At 70.2% G+C, this 13184-nt stretch carries 13 protein-coding genes; 7 read left to right on the plus strand and 6 right to left on the minus strand.

Annotated features, from left to right (window positions below; genetic code table 11):
- The first annotated feature begins 101 nt into the window (after nt 1-101).
- The 4 genes from SLNSH_RS01170 to SLNSH_RS01185 all read left to right on the plus strand — a co-directional run bounded on the left by SLNSH_RS01170 (nt 102) and on the right by SLNSH_RS01185 (nt 6202).
- Nucleotides 102-1646 (plus strand): sigma-54-dependent transcriptional regulator, encoded by a 1545-nt coding sequence (locus SLNSH_RS01170; protein ID WP_106334803.1) that lies wholly within the window; start codon nt 102-104, stop codon nt 1644-1646.
- A 152-nt stretch (nt 1647-1798) separates the two neighbouring features.
- Nucleotides 1799-3805, plus strand: a complete 2007-nt coding sequence (locus tag SLNSH_RS01175; protein WP_245421946.1) for a L,D-transpeptidase family protein — start codon at nt 1799-1801, stop codon at nt 3803-3805.
- 326 nt (nt 3806-4131) lie between these two features.
- Nucleotides 4132-5847: a peptidoglycan L,D-endopeptidase MepK gene (locus SLNSH_RS01180; protein WP_106334804.1), complete on the plus strand. Its 1716-nt coding sequence runs from the start codon at nt 4132-4134 to the stop codon at nt 5845-5847.
- A gap of 151 nt (nt 5848-5998) precedes the next feature.
- Nucleotides 5999-6202, plus strand: a complete 204-nt coding sequence (locus SLNSH_RS01185) for a hypothetical protein (RefSeq protein ID WP_106334805.1) — start codon at nt 5999-6001, stop codon at nt 6200-6202.
- Nucleotides 6203-6214: 12 nt separating this feature from the next.
- Here SLNSH_RS01185 and SLNSH_RS01190 read toward each other — a convergent pair whose 3' ends face one another.
- Nucleotides 6215-6454, minus strand: a complete 240-nt coding sequence (locus SLNSH_RS01190) for a DUF2312 domain-containing protein (RefSeq protein ID WP_106334806.1) — start codon at nt 6452-6454, stop codon at nt 6215-6217.
- A gap of 124 nt (nt 6455-6578) precedes the next feature.
- On the minus strand, nt 6579-7418 hold the full coding sequence (locus tag SLNSH_RS01195; RefSeq protein WP_106334807.1) for an N-formylglutamate amidohydrolase: 840 nt from the start codon (nt 7416-7418) through the stop codon (nt 6579-6581).
- Between the two features lie 92 nt (nt 7419-7510).
- Between SLNSH_RS01195 and SLNSH_RS01200 the strand changes: the two genes are divergently transcribed.
- The 3 genes from SLNSH_RS01200 (at nt 7511) to SLNSH_RS01210 (ending at nt 10278) form a co-directional block, all read left to right on the plus strand.
- Nucleotides 7511-8443: a DMT family transporter gene (locus SLNSH_RS01200; RefSeq protein ID WP_106334808.1), complete on the plus strand. Its 933-nt coding sequence runs from the start codon at nt 7511-7513 to the stop codon at nt 8441-8443.
- 29 nt (nt 8444-8472) lie between these two features.
- A complete protein-coding gene (locus tag SLNSH_RS01205; protein WP_106334809.1) occupies nt 8473-9765 on the plus strand; it encodes a glycerate kinase type-2 family protein in 1293 nt (430 codons plus the stop codon).
- 63 nt (nt 9766-9828) lie between these two features.
- Nucleotides 9829-10278, plus strand: coding sequence for a DUF1036 domain-containing protein (locus SLNSH_RS01210; RefSeq protein WP_106334810.1), 450 nt, complete (start codon nt 9829-9831; stop codon nt 10276-10278).
- A gap of 20 nt (nt 10279-10298) precedes the next feature.
- Here the strand turns inward: SLNSH_RS01210 and SLNSH_RS01215 are convergent, their stop codons facing one another.
- From SLNSH_RS01215 to SLNSH_RS01230, 4 genes are all read right to left on the minus strand, one after another.
- Nucleotides 10299-11279, minus strand: a complete 981-nt coding sequence (locus tag SLNSH_RS01215; protein WP_106334811.1) for an alpha/beta fold hydrolase — start codon at nt 11277-11279, stop codon at nt 10299-10301.
- 83 nt (nt 11280-11362) lie between these two features.
- Nucleotides 11363-11959, minus strand: coding sequence for a tetratricopeptide repeat protein (locus tag SLNSH_RS01220; RefSeq protein WP_106334812.1), 597 nt, complete (start codon nt 11957-11959; stop codon nt 11363-11365).
- A gap of 141 nt (nt 11960-12100) precedes the next feature.
- Complete coding sequence (gene ykgO / locus SLNSH_RS01225) at nt 12101-12226, minus strand: type B 50S ribosomal protein L36 (protein ID WP_106334813.1); 126 nt, start codon at nt 12224-12226, stop codon at nt 12101-12103.
- 255 nt (nt 12227-12481) lie between these two features.
- Nucleotides 12482-12907: an Hsp20/alpha crystallin family protein gene (locus SLNSH_RS01230; protein ID WP_210202464.1), complete on the minus strand. Its 426-nt coding sequence runs from the start codon at nt 12905-12907 to the stop codon at nt 12482-12484.
- Between the last annotated feature and the right edge of the window lie 277 nt (nt 12908-13184).

Genomic DNA, 13184 nt, shown 5'->3' on the forward strand with positions numbered 1-13184 from the left:
ACAATGCCCCCACGCCGGCGCAACCGCTCGGCCCATTAAAGAGCCGTTTACCCGAAACCCGCACCATGGCGCCGAAACGGGACACATACCCAAGGCGGCCCATGACCCACACGATCCTGATCGTCGACGACGATCCCATTCAGCGCCGCCTTCTCGACAGCATGATCAACCGCCTGGGTTACATGACCCGCATCGCCGAGCGGGGCGAACAGGCGCTGGAAATCCTGACCGGGCCCGACGGCGAGGGGATCGACCTCGTGGTGCTGGATCTGGTGATGCCGGGCCTCGACGGCATGGGCGTTTTGTCGCGCCTGCGCCAGGCCGGCAAGGCCGTGCCGGTCATCGTCCAGACGGCGAACGGCTCCATTGAAACCGTGATCTCGGCCATGCGGGCCGGCGCGGCGGACTTCGTGGTGAAGCCGGTCGGGGCCGAGCGTCTCGCGGTCTCCATCAAGAACGCCCTCAGGGCGGAGGCCCTGGAAGACGAGATCCGGCGCATCAACCGCCACGCCCAGGGCGCCCTCACCTTCAAGGACCTGGTGACCCGCAGCCCCGAGATGGCGCGCGTCATCCGGCTCGGCGAGCGGGCCGCGAAGTCGAATATCCCGGTCCTGCTGGAAGGCGAGTCGGGCGTCGGCAAGGAGCTCCTCGCCCGCGCCATCCAGGGCTCGTCCGAGCGACGCGGCCGTCCTTTCGTCACGGTGAACTGCGGCGCCATCCCGGACAACCTCGTCGAATCCATCCTCTTCGGCCACGAGAAGGGGGCCTTCACCGGCGCAACCGAGCGCCACGTGGGCAAGTTCGTGGAGGCGAACGGCGGCACCCTGTTCCTGGACGAGGTCGGGGACCTGCCGCTGGATGCCCAGGTCAAGCTGCTGCGCGCCATCCAGGAAGGCGAGGTCGACCCAGTCGGCGGCCGCAAGACCGTGAAGGTCGACGTGCGCCTGATCTCGGCCACCAACGCCAACCTGATCGAGGCCGTGAAGCAGGGTCGCTTTCGCGAAGACCTGTTCTATCGCCTCAACGTGTTCCCGATCACGATCCCGCCTCTGCGCGCGCGCCGCGAGGACGTGCCGGACCTCGCACGTCGCTTCATGGCGCGGATCGCGGCCGAGGAAGGCAAGCGCCTGCGCGGCGTCTCCCCCGAGGCGGTGGCGCTCCTGTCCAGCTATTCCTGGCCGGGCAACGTGCGCCAGCTCGAAAACACGATGTTCCGCGCCGTGGTGCTGTGCGACGGCGACGAACTCACGGTGGACGAGTTCCCGCAGATCGCCGCCCAGGTGGACGGCTTCGAGGCCAGGATCCCGCCCGCGCCCCCCGCTCCGCCCCCCCTTGCGACACCCCCCGCCTACGCCGCGGCGGTTCCCCAGTTCCAATCCGCGCGCATGGTCGAGGAGGCTTTTGCGCCGGCTCCGCTGGTCGCCTTGCGCGACCCCAGTCGGGTCTCCCTGCTCGACGAGAACGGCGACGTGCGCACTCTCGCCTCCCTGGAGGAGGAAGCCATTCGCTTCGCGTTGGGCCACTACCGCTCGCACATGACCGAGATGGCGCGTAAGCTCGGCATCGGACGGTCTACGCTCTACCGGAAATTGAAAGAATTGGGCCTCGACGACTCTGGCGAGGATACAGAAGACGCTGCGGCCTGACGTCGCGATGTTGTCCGGACACACCGGCCGACAAAGAAGGACGAAGCGTTGGCACACGGGTTTGTGAGGTCTTTTCAGGCTTGTGCTTGTCCGCTTGTGCGAGGACAAAGCTCTCGTCGGGACGCCCGATGGTGAATCGAATGGAGAATGGCATGCGGGGACTGTCCTGGCGCGCGCCGATGGCCGGCGTGTCCCTGCTGGCGTTGTTGGCGTCCGCGTCTTTGGCGCGCGCGGAAGAACCTCCGGTCCCCGCGGCCACGGTGGCGCCCGCGGCCACCCCCGCGGAACCGGCGAACGCCGCTGCGGCGATGACGGCCGGGGCGGCGACCCAGCACCCCGCCGCAGCCCCCGCTCCGGCCGCTGCTGAGAATTCCGTCGCTGCCTCTGAAAAGCCGTCCGTCGGGGCAGCCGACGTGGTCGTGCCTCTGCCAGACGAGCCCTCCACCCTGATCGTGGAGGAGGCCGCGGCCCCCGCCGCTCCCGCGCAACCGAAGGCTGCGGAGAAGCCCGCCGAGCCGGCCGCACCCGCCGTCGCCGCCGCGCCGGCCAGTCCGGCCGTGGACATCCCGCCGCCCGATCTGCCGCCCGTGACGGTGGTGATCGACGCTTCCAAGCCCGACCTCTCCACCGTCGAGGCCGACGCCCTGCGGGCCACGTTGAAGGCCTACGCCGAGGGCGCCGCCAAGGTCGGCAAGCCCGTTGCGCGCCTGCCCAAGAAGGAGCGCGAGGCGCTGGCCGCATTCTACGCCGGCCGCGACGACAAGCCCGTCTGGTTCGCCGATGGCCAGCCCACAGCAGCCGCCAAGGCCGTCTTGGCGCAGATCGCCACGGCGGAGGACGACGCGCTCGACCCCGCCTCCTACCCGGCCGCCCTGCCCGCCGCCGACGCGGGCCCGGCGGATCGCGCCGAGGCGGACCTCTCGCTTTCGGCCGCGGCGGTCGCCTATGCGCGCGACGCCCGGGGCGCCCGCATCGAGCCGAGCCGGCTCTCCAATCTCATCACGCCGGATCTGGCTCTGCCCGAACCCGCGGAGGTGCTCGCTGCGCTCGCGCAGGCGGCCGACGCCGGCAAAGCGCTCGCCGCCTACCAGCCGCCGCATCCGGGCTATCTGGCCCTCAAGGCCAAGCTGCACGAGATGCGGGAGTCCACCGGCGCGCTGCACCAGCAGCGGGACGAGTTCGAGGGCCCGCCCCTGCGCTACGGCTCGACAGACCCGCGCGTGCCCCTGATCCGCGCCAAGCTGTCCCTGGATCCGAAGCCGGACCAGGCCTACGACGACGAGTTGATCGCCGCGGTGAAGGCCTTTCAGCGGGCCCGGCGCGTGCGCGCCACCGGCATCTTCGACCAGCACACCGCCGATCTTCTGACCGGCCGCATCCGTTCGAGCTCGTCGAATGTGAGCATGGGCGACGTGATCGCGAACATGGAGCGCTGGCGCTGGCTGCCCCAGGACCTCGGCGAACGCCACATCGAGGTGAACCTGCCGGAATACACCCTGCGGCTCTACGAGAACGGACAGGTCGTGCACCGCACGCGCGTGGTGGTCGGCAAGGCCACGTCGCCGACGCCGATCTTCTCGCACATGATGGAATACGTCATCGTCAACCCGTCGTGGTACGTGCCGCCGTCCATCATCAAGAACGAGTTCCTGCCCAAGATGGCGCAGGATCCGAACTATGCGGCCCGCCAGGGCTACGAGGTGATCCGCAAGGGCAACCGCATCTTCGTCAGGCAGCCGCCGGGCGAGCGCAACGCCCTGGGCTTCATCAAGTTCATGTTCCCCAACCAGCACGCCGTCTACCTGCACGACACCCCGTCTCGCGGCCTGTTCGCCAACGAGAAGCGCGCCTTCAGCCACGGCTGCGTGCGCGTCGAGAACCCGTTCCGGTTGGCTGACTTCGTGCTCGGCGACCAGGGATATGACGAGAAGCGACTGCGGGGGCTCATCGGCAAGGGCGAACGCACGATCCGGTTCAAACATACCCTGCCGATCCACCTCACCTACTTCACCGTGAGTGTGGACGAAACAGGCCGCCTGGTGCGTCGCGAGGATCTCTACGGGTATGACGGGCGGGTCAGGACCGCCCTGGGCCTGGCCTCCGACGGGCGCCGCTTCGCGCACGCCGCCGAGGCGACGCAGGCGCAGCGCCAGCCCTGAGGCCCAACCTCAAGCATGAACTTGGCTTTGACCACGGTCGACCGCTGTGGTCATCTCTGCTCCCGACCGGCGCCTGGCTGGGCGTGACTCCGGGCTGAGTCGCGCGGGCGCCAGCGAGCCATGCATCCCTCCTCCTCAAGGGAGGGCGGTGCGGGCGATCGGGGGGCCGTAACGTGGCGTTAATCGTTTTCGGCAACGTTCAATTCATCATCCTCGCGGGTTTGGGGCCGATTTGCGCCTCTTCCGAACAACCGATGAGTTGAATCGTGCGGTTCCGGTTTGCGTCTCGAGCCGCGGCGTTCGCGTCGCGTTGGCTGAAGCCGGCCATGCCGGCTATCGCCGCCCTGTCCATCGTGGTGGGAGAGACCGGCGCGGTCGGAAACGCCGAGGCGAACGGCGACACGCGTTCGCTCAACATCTACCACACGCATTCCAAGGAAACGGCGGTCATCACCTTCAAGCGCAACGGCGTCTTCGACCGTGACGGCCTGGAGAAGCTGAATTGGCTGCTGCGCGACTGGCGCTTCGACGAGCCGACCAGCATGGACCCCCGGCTGTTCGACATCGTCTGGGAGGTGTACCGCGAAGTCGGCTCCCAGGAGCCCATCCACGTCGTTTCGGCCTACCGCGCGCCCGAGACCAACGCGATGCTGCGACGGCGCTCCCGCGCGGTGGCCAAGCACTCCCAGCACATGCTGGGCAAGGCGATGGACTTCTACCTGCCCGACGCCTCCATGGCGAAGGTGCGCGAGGTCGGTCTTCGCCTTCAGCGTGGCGGCGTGGGTTACTACCCCAACGCCTACAACCCCTTCGTTCACCTGGACGCGGGCAGCGTGCGCCATTGGCCGCGCATGAGCCGGGACCAGCTCGCCCGCCTGTTCCCCGACGGCAAGACGGTCCACATCCCGATCGACGGCAAGCCCATGCCCGGCTACGAGGAGGCCGCCGCCGAGGTGGTCGCCAACGGCGGCACGGTGTTCGCCTATGCGGGCAATGCCGACGGCGAGGAGGGCTCCACGCGCGTCGTGACCGCCCGCAAGGGCAAGAGCTTCTTCGCCGCCCTGTTCGGCCTTGGAGGCGAGGACGAAGACGAGGAGACCGCCCAGCCCGTCCGGGGCCGCGGACGTGGCCCGTCCCGCCCCTCCACGCAGGTCGCCGCCTACGCCCCGGCCACGGCTGAGGATGATCGCTATGTCGCGGTGAATTTTGGCCGCACCGACCGCGAGCCCGCCCGTCCCGCGCCCCTCTTCGGTCGCCGCCAGCCGGACGCTCCGCCCGCGCCCGCGCCGGTGCAGGTCGCCTCGCTGGGCCCCATGGGGCCGGCCGGCGCCGCCGTCATCGAGCCGCCGCCCGCGCCGGCCCCCGTTGCGCCGCCAGCGCCTCGCTCCGCCGACGTTCCGCTTCCGGCGAGCCGCCCCGTCGCTTTGGCCGCCCTTGAGGCCCCAGCCGCGTCCGCGCCGGGCCAGCCCCAGATGGTGTGGCAGGCGGGACCGACCGGCGCGCCGAGCGCGGTGGAGCCGCGCATCGTGAACCTGCCGCTGCCCCTCGCCCGCCCTGCCGATCTCGGGCCGGCTACGGCCCCCGTCTACGCCAACGTCCCGCTGCCGCCGGCCCGGCCGGTCGCCCTGGCGTCGCTTGAGCCCATGCTCCCCGCGACCCTCCCGGTCGGGATGCCAAACACGACCCGCGCGGCCGCCGAGGCCCACGCCCACGGGGCGGCGTCGGCGCGGTCGCCCGAGCCGTCGCGCGCCGAAGCGCCGGCGGACGAGCCGGAAAACACGGCGGCGCTGGACCGCGACGGCCTTCAGGCCCTCTTCGCGTCCAGCAGCCTGGGCGGCAAGCATCCGGCCGCGCCGCGTCCCGCCTCCGTCAGCACCGCCAAGGCGAAAATCGCTCCCAAGGAGATCCCCGGCGCCGCCGCGAAGCCGGTCACGACGGTGGCCATGCGCTTCGAGCGGGGGCCCGGTGAACTCAGCGCCGACCGCTTCAGCGGCCCGGCCGTCAAGGCGGTGCCGCTCGCCCGGTTTTCTCCTGCGCACTGAACGCGGCGCTTCGGACCCCGCGTAACTCGGAACCGCCGAACTTGCGCCCTGTCAGGGCGCGGGCTCCGGGCTGGGCCAAGCTGAAGGCGGCTGGCTCACAGGCCGCAACCGCGGGCTTCCAAAACGAGGCCAGCCGAGGAGGAGCCTTGTCATGCAAAGCCTGATGCTCGCCGGAGGCCTCGCGCTCGCCGCCTTCGCGGCGGTTTTGTTCGCCACCCCGACGCCGGCCGAGGCTGTCGTCTGCGCGAAAGGCGTGTATCGCGCCGGATGCGCGGGTCCTCGCGGCGCCGCGGTCGCCACGCGTCCGCCCGTTCGTTGCTATTATCGCGCCGGGCGGCGGGTCTGCGCCCGTTGAGGGCTGCGCCCCTCAGGCCATGCCGAGCGCTTCGAGGTAGAGCTCCATGATGGCCTCTTCCTCCTTGCGCTCCGCATGGTCCTTTTTCCGCAGCGCGACGATCTTGCGGATGATCTTGGTGTCGAAGCCGTTGCCCTTGGCTTCGCCATAGACGTCCTTGATGTCCTCGCTGAGGGCCTTCTTTTCTTCCTCGAGGCGCTCGATGCGCTCGATGATGGCCTTCAGCTGGTCGGCCGCGATCGAATTGTCCATGGAGAGCCCGCCTCGTCAGAATCGGCTTGAGAAATTCGCGCGAGGGTTTCGGCCATGGGGCCGCCCCGGTCAAGGCCGCGGCGAAGCCCCCTGTGGAACGCGGGCAAAACCTCGCCGCGCCCCGTCAGATGCTGGGGCTCGGCTCCGGCGCGAACGCCGCGCGATGGCGGCTCGCCGTGCGCGTGGGATGCATGGCGACGCGGTGCGTCTCGGGCTCCGCCAGGATCGGGAGCAGCGCGGCCGCGATCCGCTCCGCCCATTCGGCCTGCCCCTCTTCCCCGCCGATCAGGTCCTGCCGGACCTCCAGGAGCGCGTTGGCGAGCCCGCGCGCGGTGGCGTGGCGGTTGACCGTGTCCCCCGCGAGCGCGCCGTCATAGGGCTCATTGTCGCCGACCAGGAGGGCCTTGTCCGCCGCGAGCGCCTCGATCAGGGGCAAGGCCAGCCGCGGGTCGGCGTCCCACAGCACCGTGACATGCCACGGCCGCGGCACGCCCTTCCAGGCCGGCGTGAACGAGTGCATCGACACGACCGCCGGCGGATTGCCGGACGCCAGCGCCTCCTCGATGACCCGCCCGACGGCGTTGTCGTAGGGGCGGTAGAAGCGCGCCAGCCGGCGTTCCACCTCCGCCCGATCGGCCCTGGCGTTGCCCGGAACCACGGCCCCGTCGGACAGGCGCATCACCAGGGTGGGGTCGTCCTCTCCCCGGTTCGGATCGATCAGCAGCCGCGAGAAGTGGCTGAGCACTGCGGGACAGCCCAGGATCTCCGCCATCCGGCGCGTCACGCCCGCAATGCCGATGTCGTAGGCGATGTGCCGCTCCAGTTCGGCGGGCGGCAGGCCGAGCGAGCCGTATTCTTCCGGAATGTGGTTGGAGGCGTGGTCGCAGAGAAGAACCACGCCGCAGGCGGGATCGCCGGGAATGACGACGGGCTGTTCGATGAGCGCAATGGGCGGGGCGGTCATGCGGGCTTCCCAGGAACGGCGCAACCATAGTGACGGGCCGGGCGAACTGCCATAGGACTGTGGCGCATTCCCGCCATGACGCATGCGCCTCCATGACCTCGCCCGACATCGCACGCCCGGCCGCGACGGCCCCCGACGCCGCTTCCGGGCGCGCCGGCGCTCTCTCCGCCCTCGTCGGCGGCGCCCTCGCCATGGGGATCTCGCCCGTCTTCGTGCGCCTGGCGCAGGACGCCGGCGTCGGGCCTTTCGCCTCCGCGTTCTGGCGGGTCGCCTTGGCTTTGCCCGTGCTCTACGCCTGGGCGCGGCTGGAGGAGCGCGCGGCCGGAGCCGGCGCGAAACCTACCTTCACGCGCCCTGCGGTCGTGTCAGGCCTCCTGTTCGCCGGGGACCTCCTGTTCTGGCATGTGTCGATCCTGCAGACGACCATCGCCAACGCCACCTTCTTCGCCACCACCGCGCCGATCTGGGTGGTGCTGTTCTCCTGGGCCGTGCTGAAGCAGCGCATCCGCCGCGAGATCCTGGCCGGGGTCGCGCTGTGCCTCCTGGGCGGCGTGGCGCTGATCGGGCATTCCCTGCAGGTGGACCCAGCCAAGCTGCGCGGCGACCTGTTCGGCCTCGCCACTGCGGTCTTCTTCGGCCTGTATTTCATCGCCGTGCAGGCGGCCCGCGCCCATGCGGGCGCGGCGCGAGTGACCTTCGCGCTGTCCTGCGTCACCGCCCTCATCCTGCTCGGCGTCGCGCTGCTCGCGGGGGACGCCCTGTGGCCCAGGACAGCGGCCGGCGCCTTGGCGCTCCTGGGCATGTCCTGGCTCAGCCATGCGGGCGGCCAGGGCTTGCTCTCCGTCGCGCTCGGCCGCCTGCCGGCGGTGTTCTCCTCCCTGGTGATCTTCCTGGAAGCGATTGCGGCCGCCATCGTGGCGTGGATCGCGCTAGGCGAAGCGCTCACGGTGGCGCAATCTCTGGGCGGCGCCCTGATCCTGCTCGGGATCTGGATCGCCCGGCCGCGGGAGGCGGCCAAGCCATAAGCACGACAAGAACACGGGAAGGAAACTCCATGGGCGACGCCGCCGAGACCCGCGCCACGCTGCGCGCCATCTTTGACGCCGCTGTGCGCGCCGCCCACCCGAGCGACTGCCTGCCGAGCTATCTGCCAGAGCCGCCCGCCAACGGCCGCGTGATCATCCTCGCCGCCGGCAAGGCGGCCGCCAGCATGACGGCGGCCGCGGAGCGCTTCTACATGGACGAGCGCGGCCTGGACGACTCCCGCCTCACCGGCCTGGCCGTCACCCGCATCGGCTACGCCGAGCCGACCCACGCGGTCGAAGTGGTGGAGGCTGGCCATCCTCTCCCGGACGAAGCCGGCCTGGCGGCGGCCCGCCGCACCCTGGCGCTCGCCCAGGAGGCGGGGCCGAACGACGTCGTGCTGGCCCTGATCTCCGGCGGCGGGTCCGCCAATTGGATCGCTCCGGCGGGCGCGTTGACGTTGGCCGAGAAGCAGGGCCTCACCCGCGCCCTGCTGCGCTCGGGCGCCAACATCGGCGAGATCAACACGCTGCGGAAGCGCCTGTCCCTGATGAAGGGCGGCCGCCTCGCCCGCCTCGCCGCGCCCGCTCGGCTGGTGACGCTCGCCATTTCCGACGTGCCCGGCGACGACCCGTCCACCATCGCGTCCGGCCCGACCGTCCCTGACCCCACCACCATGGCGGACGCCCGAGCCGTAGTGGCGAAGTACAAGCTCGAACTGCCCCAGGCCGCCCGGGCGCTGCTGGACGACGACGCCAACGAGACGCCCAAGGCCGGGGATCCGGCTTTCGAGCGTGCGGAGTTCCACATCGTGGCCACGCCGGCGAAGTCGCTGGAAGCGGCCGCCGAGGCCGCCCGGGCGGCGGGCTATGACCCGATTCCGCTCGGCGCGGACCTGGAGGGCGAGGCGCGCGAGGTTGCGGCCGAGCACGCCGCTATGGCGCGCCGCCTCAAGGCGGAGGGACGCCGCGTTGCGCTGTTGTCGGGCGGCGAACTCACCGTCACCATCAAGGGCGATGGCCGCGGCGGCCCCAATCAGGAATACGCCCTCGCGCTGGCCCTGGCGCTCGACGGCGAGCCTGGGATCGCCGCCTTGGCGGGCGACACGGATGGCACCGATGGCGGCGCCGGCAAGGCGGACGACCCGGCCGGCGCGGTCGTGGACGCGACCACCCTCGCCCGCGCCCGGGAAGCCGGCCTGGAGCCCGCAGCGTTCCTGGCGAACAACGATTCGACCGGCTTCTTCGAGAAGCTCGGCGACCTGCTGAAGCCCGGCCCCACCCGAACCAACGTCAACGACCTGCGCGTCATCCTGGTTGGTTGACAGCAGGGGCGCCGGCTCGCCAAATCGCGGGCGACTCACCTCCTATGGATTGCCCAATCGCCGATGTCGTTCCGCCTGCCCGCGCTGCTCGCCGCCGCGTTCGTCTCCAGCATGGCCTGCGCGGCGCCCGCCCGGGCGGACCTGCGCCTGTGCAACCTCACCCAGAGCCGAGTCGGCGTGGCGCTGGGCTATCGCGACGCCCAGGGCTGGCTGTCCGAAGGCTGGTGGAACCTGAAGCCGAACGAGTGCGAGACCATGCTCAAAGGCGGGCTAGCGGCGCGCTTCTACTACATCTACGCCCAGGACTATGACCGCGGCGGCGAATGGGGCGGCAAGACCTTCATGTGCACCCGCGACAAGGAGTTCACGGTCCGCGGCGTGGAGGACTGCCTGGCCCGCGGCTTCGACCGCGTCGGCTTTTTCGAGATCGACACAGGCGAGCAGAAGAACTGGACGGTGCAGCTCACGGACCCCAGCCGGGGTTCGCCGTCGACGCCTCCCAAGTCCCCCTGACACGCATGTCGCGCTGACCGCTATTCCGCGGCCTGAGCGAGGCGTCGCGCCTCGGCGGAAACCCTGTCGATCTCGCCCAGGACGAGGTCGGTCTCCGCATGGTGCGGCATGTGGCCGACGCCGGGCAGCAGGATCAGCCTGGACCCGGCGATCTGCCGGTTGATCGCCACCGAATGCAGCACCGGCGAGACGATCTTGTCCGCCTCCCCGTGCAGGATGCTGGTCGGGACCGTGATCTCGCCGTACCGTTGGCTCTGCCGTTTGAGGAAGGCGTTCAGGTCCGTGAGATCCTCGGCGTTGGCCTGGAACTCGGCCGGACGCAGCAGGAGGCGCACCGCCGTGCGCTCGGCGTAGCCACGGGGCGGGTCGTTGGGCGCGAACACCGCCCTGATGCCGGCGTCGAGAGCCAGCGCCGTGGCGGGCGTGGCCACTGTATGCGTGAAGATCGGCGCGAAACGGTCATCCGACGCCGCCGTGTTGTACCAGGCCACGCCGCCCCTCCACGGATGGGTGGCCCCTGCCAGCAGAACGAGCCCGCTGACGAGGTCCTTGTGATCGAGGGCCAGGGCGGTGGCGAGCGCGCCGGACCATGAGTGCCCCACGACGACGGCGCGATGGATCCCGAGGCCCGACAAGGCCTCCCGGATGACCGCGGCCTGCCGGGCCGGAGACGAGTCGGCTCGCTTGCCAGGCCGATCGGTCCAGCCGTGGCCAGGGCGGTCCACCGCGATGACGCGATAGCGATCCGCGAGCCGGTCGCCCAGGGCCATCATCATGTCGCCGGAGTTCGCCGAAGCGCCATGCAGCAGCAGCACCGTCCCGGCGGGGGCCCGCCCTTCCGGCGCGCGGTCGATCAGGTGGACGCGCCCGCCGGTCACGGGAACGAAGCGGCCCCGCGGCGGGTAGCGCCGGTCCAGCACGCTGGTGAGCGCGATGGAGCCAATGGCCGACGTCAGGGCGACGCCGGCCGTGAGGGTCAACGCGAAGGCGGCGCGGTTCATGCGGGGAAGGTCTCCTGCTTTGAACCGCTTACGCGCGAGCGGCGCGGAGGTTCAGTCCGGCGCGACCGCAAAGTGACGCAGGGTCACAGGTCGGTCTCGCCCACCTCGGGCTCCAGGTGCTCGACCTGGCGTTTCACATCCGCCAGGAACGGGTTCACGGCCAGCGCCCGCTTGAACACGTCGTAGGCCTTCTTCCGGTCCCCGTTCGCCTGCAGGATGATTCCGAGGCCGGAGAGCGCCCCGAAATGCCGTGGCTCCAGGGCCAGCGTTTCGCGCAGGTCCGCCATGGAGCGCGTGACGTCGCCCATCATGTAGAACACGGTCGCACGCTTGTTCCACGCCTCGGCCCACTTGGGCTCGAGGGCGATCACGCGATCCAGAAGCTCGATGGAGAGCGCGGGATCCTGCTCGGCAACGTCCATGGCGCGACTGAAGAGGAGGTCGGCCGTATCGCTGCCAGAGCGCATCCAGCGGCGCTGGATGCTGGCGACGATGCCCTTGGCCTCGCTCTCGTCCTTTGTCCTGGCGAGCCGCTCGTAGAGGTCGTCCAGCGTCGCGGCCCGGGGCGGCGGCGCCTTGCCTTCCCTGGCGTGCGCGGGCGGCTGTTGCGCCGCAAGAACCGGCCCGCCAAGGACGGCGAGGCCCAACCCGACGCAGAGGGCGATCCGGAACGCGCACATGCCCAGAGCATAGGGCGCGGCCGGCGCGTGTCAAAGGCTTCGCCGTCGCAGGATGCAGACGAACGAAAACAGGGCGCAGAGGCTGCGCCCTGTTCCAAACCGCGATTGAAGGCCGGCTCGGGAGAGCCAGGCCGCCGGGCCTCAGCCCTGACGCGCCTTGTAGCGCTTCTGGGTCTTGTTGATGATGTAGACGCGGCCCTTGCGGCGCACGATCTGGTTGTCGCGGTGGCGCTCGCGCAGCGACTTGAGAGAGTTGCGGATCTTCATCGGTCCAGTCTCGCTTCAGACGGTCGCGCGGAACGACCAGAATCGGGTTGGGTCTCGCGGGCACGCCGTGTTCCACGTGGTCTGCGGCCCACGCGCCCTTTCGGGGGAGGTCAATAATGCATCCCGCCCCGGCTTTCAAGCCGCGCCCGGGCGAAAGATGCTTGGCGTCGGACATTCCCACAAGACGCGCCGAACGCAAGCGGGCCGGCTCCGGAGAGCCGGCCCGCGCGGTCGTGAGCCCGCGGCCCGAAGCGCCTACGCGCTGCGCACCTCGATCTTCTTGGCCGGCTTTTCGGCGCTCGCCGAACGGGGAATGCTGATCTTCAGCACGCCCTTCTCGAAGCTCGCGTCGATCTTGTCCTCGTCCGCCTCGAATGGCAGCGAGAACCGCCGCATGTAGGAGCCGCTCGAACGCTCGACGAGGTGATATCTCTTGGCCTCGTCCTTTTCTTCCTTCTCGCTCTTGTGCTCCGCCTTCAGCGTCAACACCCCGTCGGTCAGGTCGACCTGGATGTCCTTGGGATCGACGCCCGGCAGGTCGGCCGTGACCTCGAGGCCCTTTTCGGTCTCGGCCACATTCACCTTGGGGGTCAGGAAGCCGCCCTGCTCCATGCCGGACGGCGCCGGCCAGCCGCGGGTGAAGTCGTCGAACATGCGATCCATTTCACGACGCAGGCTCATGAAGGGATCGCCATTCCCGGCGCGAGAGAGGGATGAGCCGGAAAACGGCATGAGGGATCGGAAGTCCATGGCGCAACCTCGATGTCCATTCGGATGTCGTGGCCTGCCCGCGGCCGCAGGCGGCCACTCCTTTCAGCGCCGGCAGCTTGCGCCAGTTCTCGCTGCCTGAGGTTGCGCAACGTCAGAATGCTGGCGGGGCTTACGCTGGACGGCCCGCCCCTTCTAGGATGCGCGCCAGGACGCCGCCGCTCGCAAGGCAGAAGCGTCCGCGCCCAGG

It is taken from the genome of Alsobacter soli (genome assembly GCF_003004785.1).
GTDB classification, from domain to species: domain Bacteria; phylum Pseudomonadota; class Alphaproteobacteria; order Rhizobiales; family Beijerinckiaceae; genus Alsobacter; species Alsobacter soli.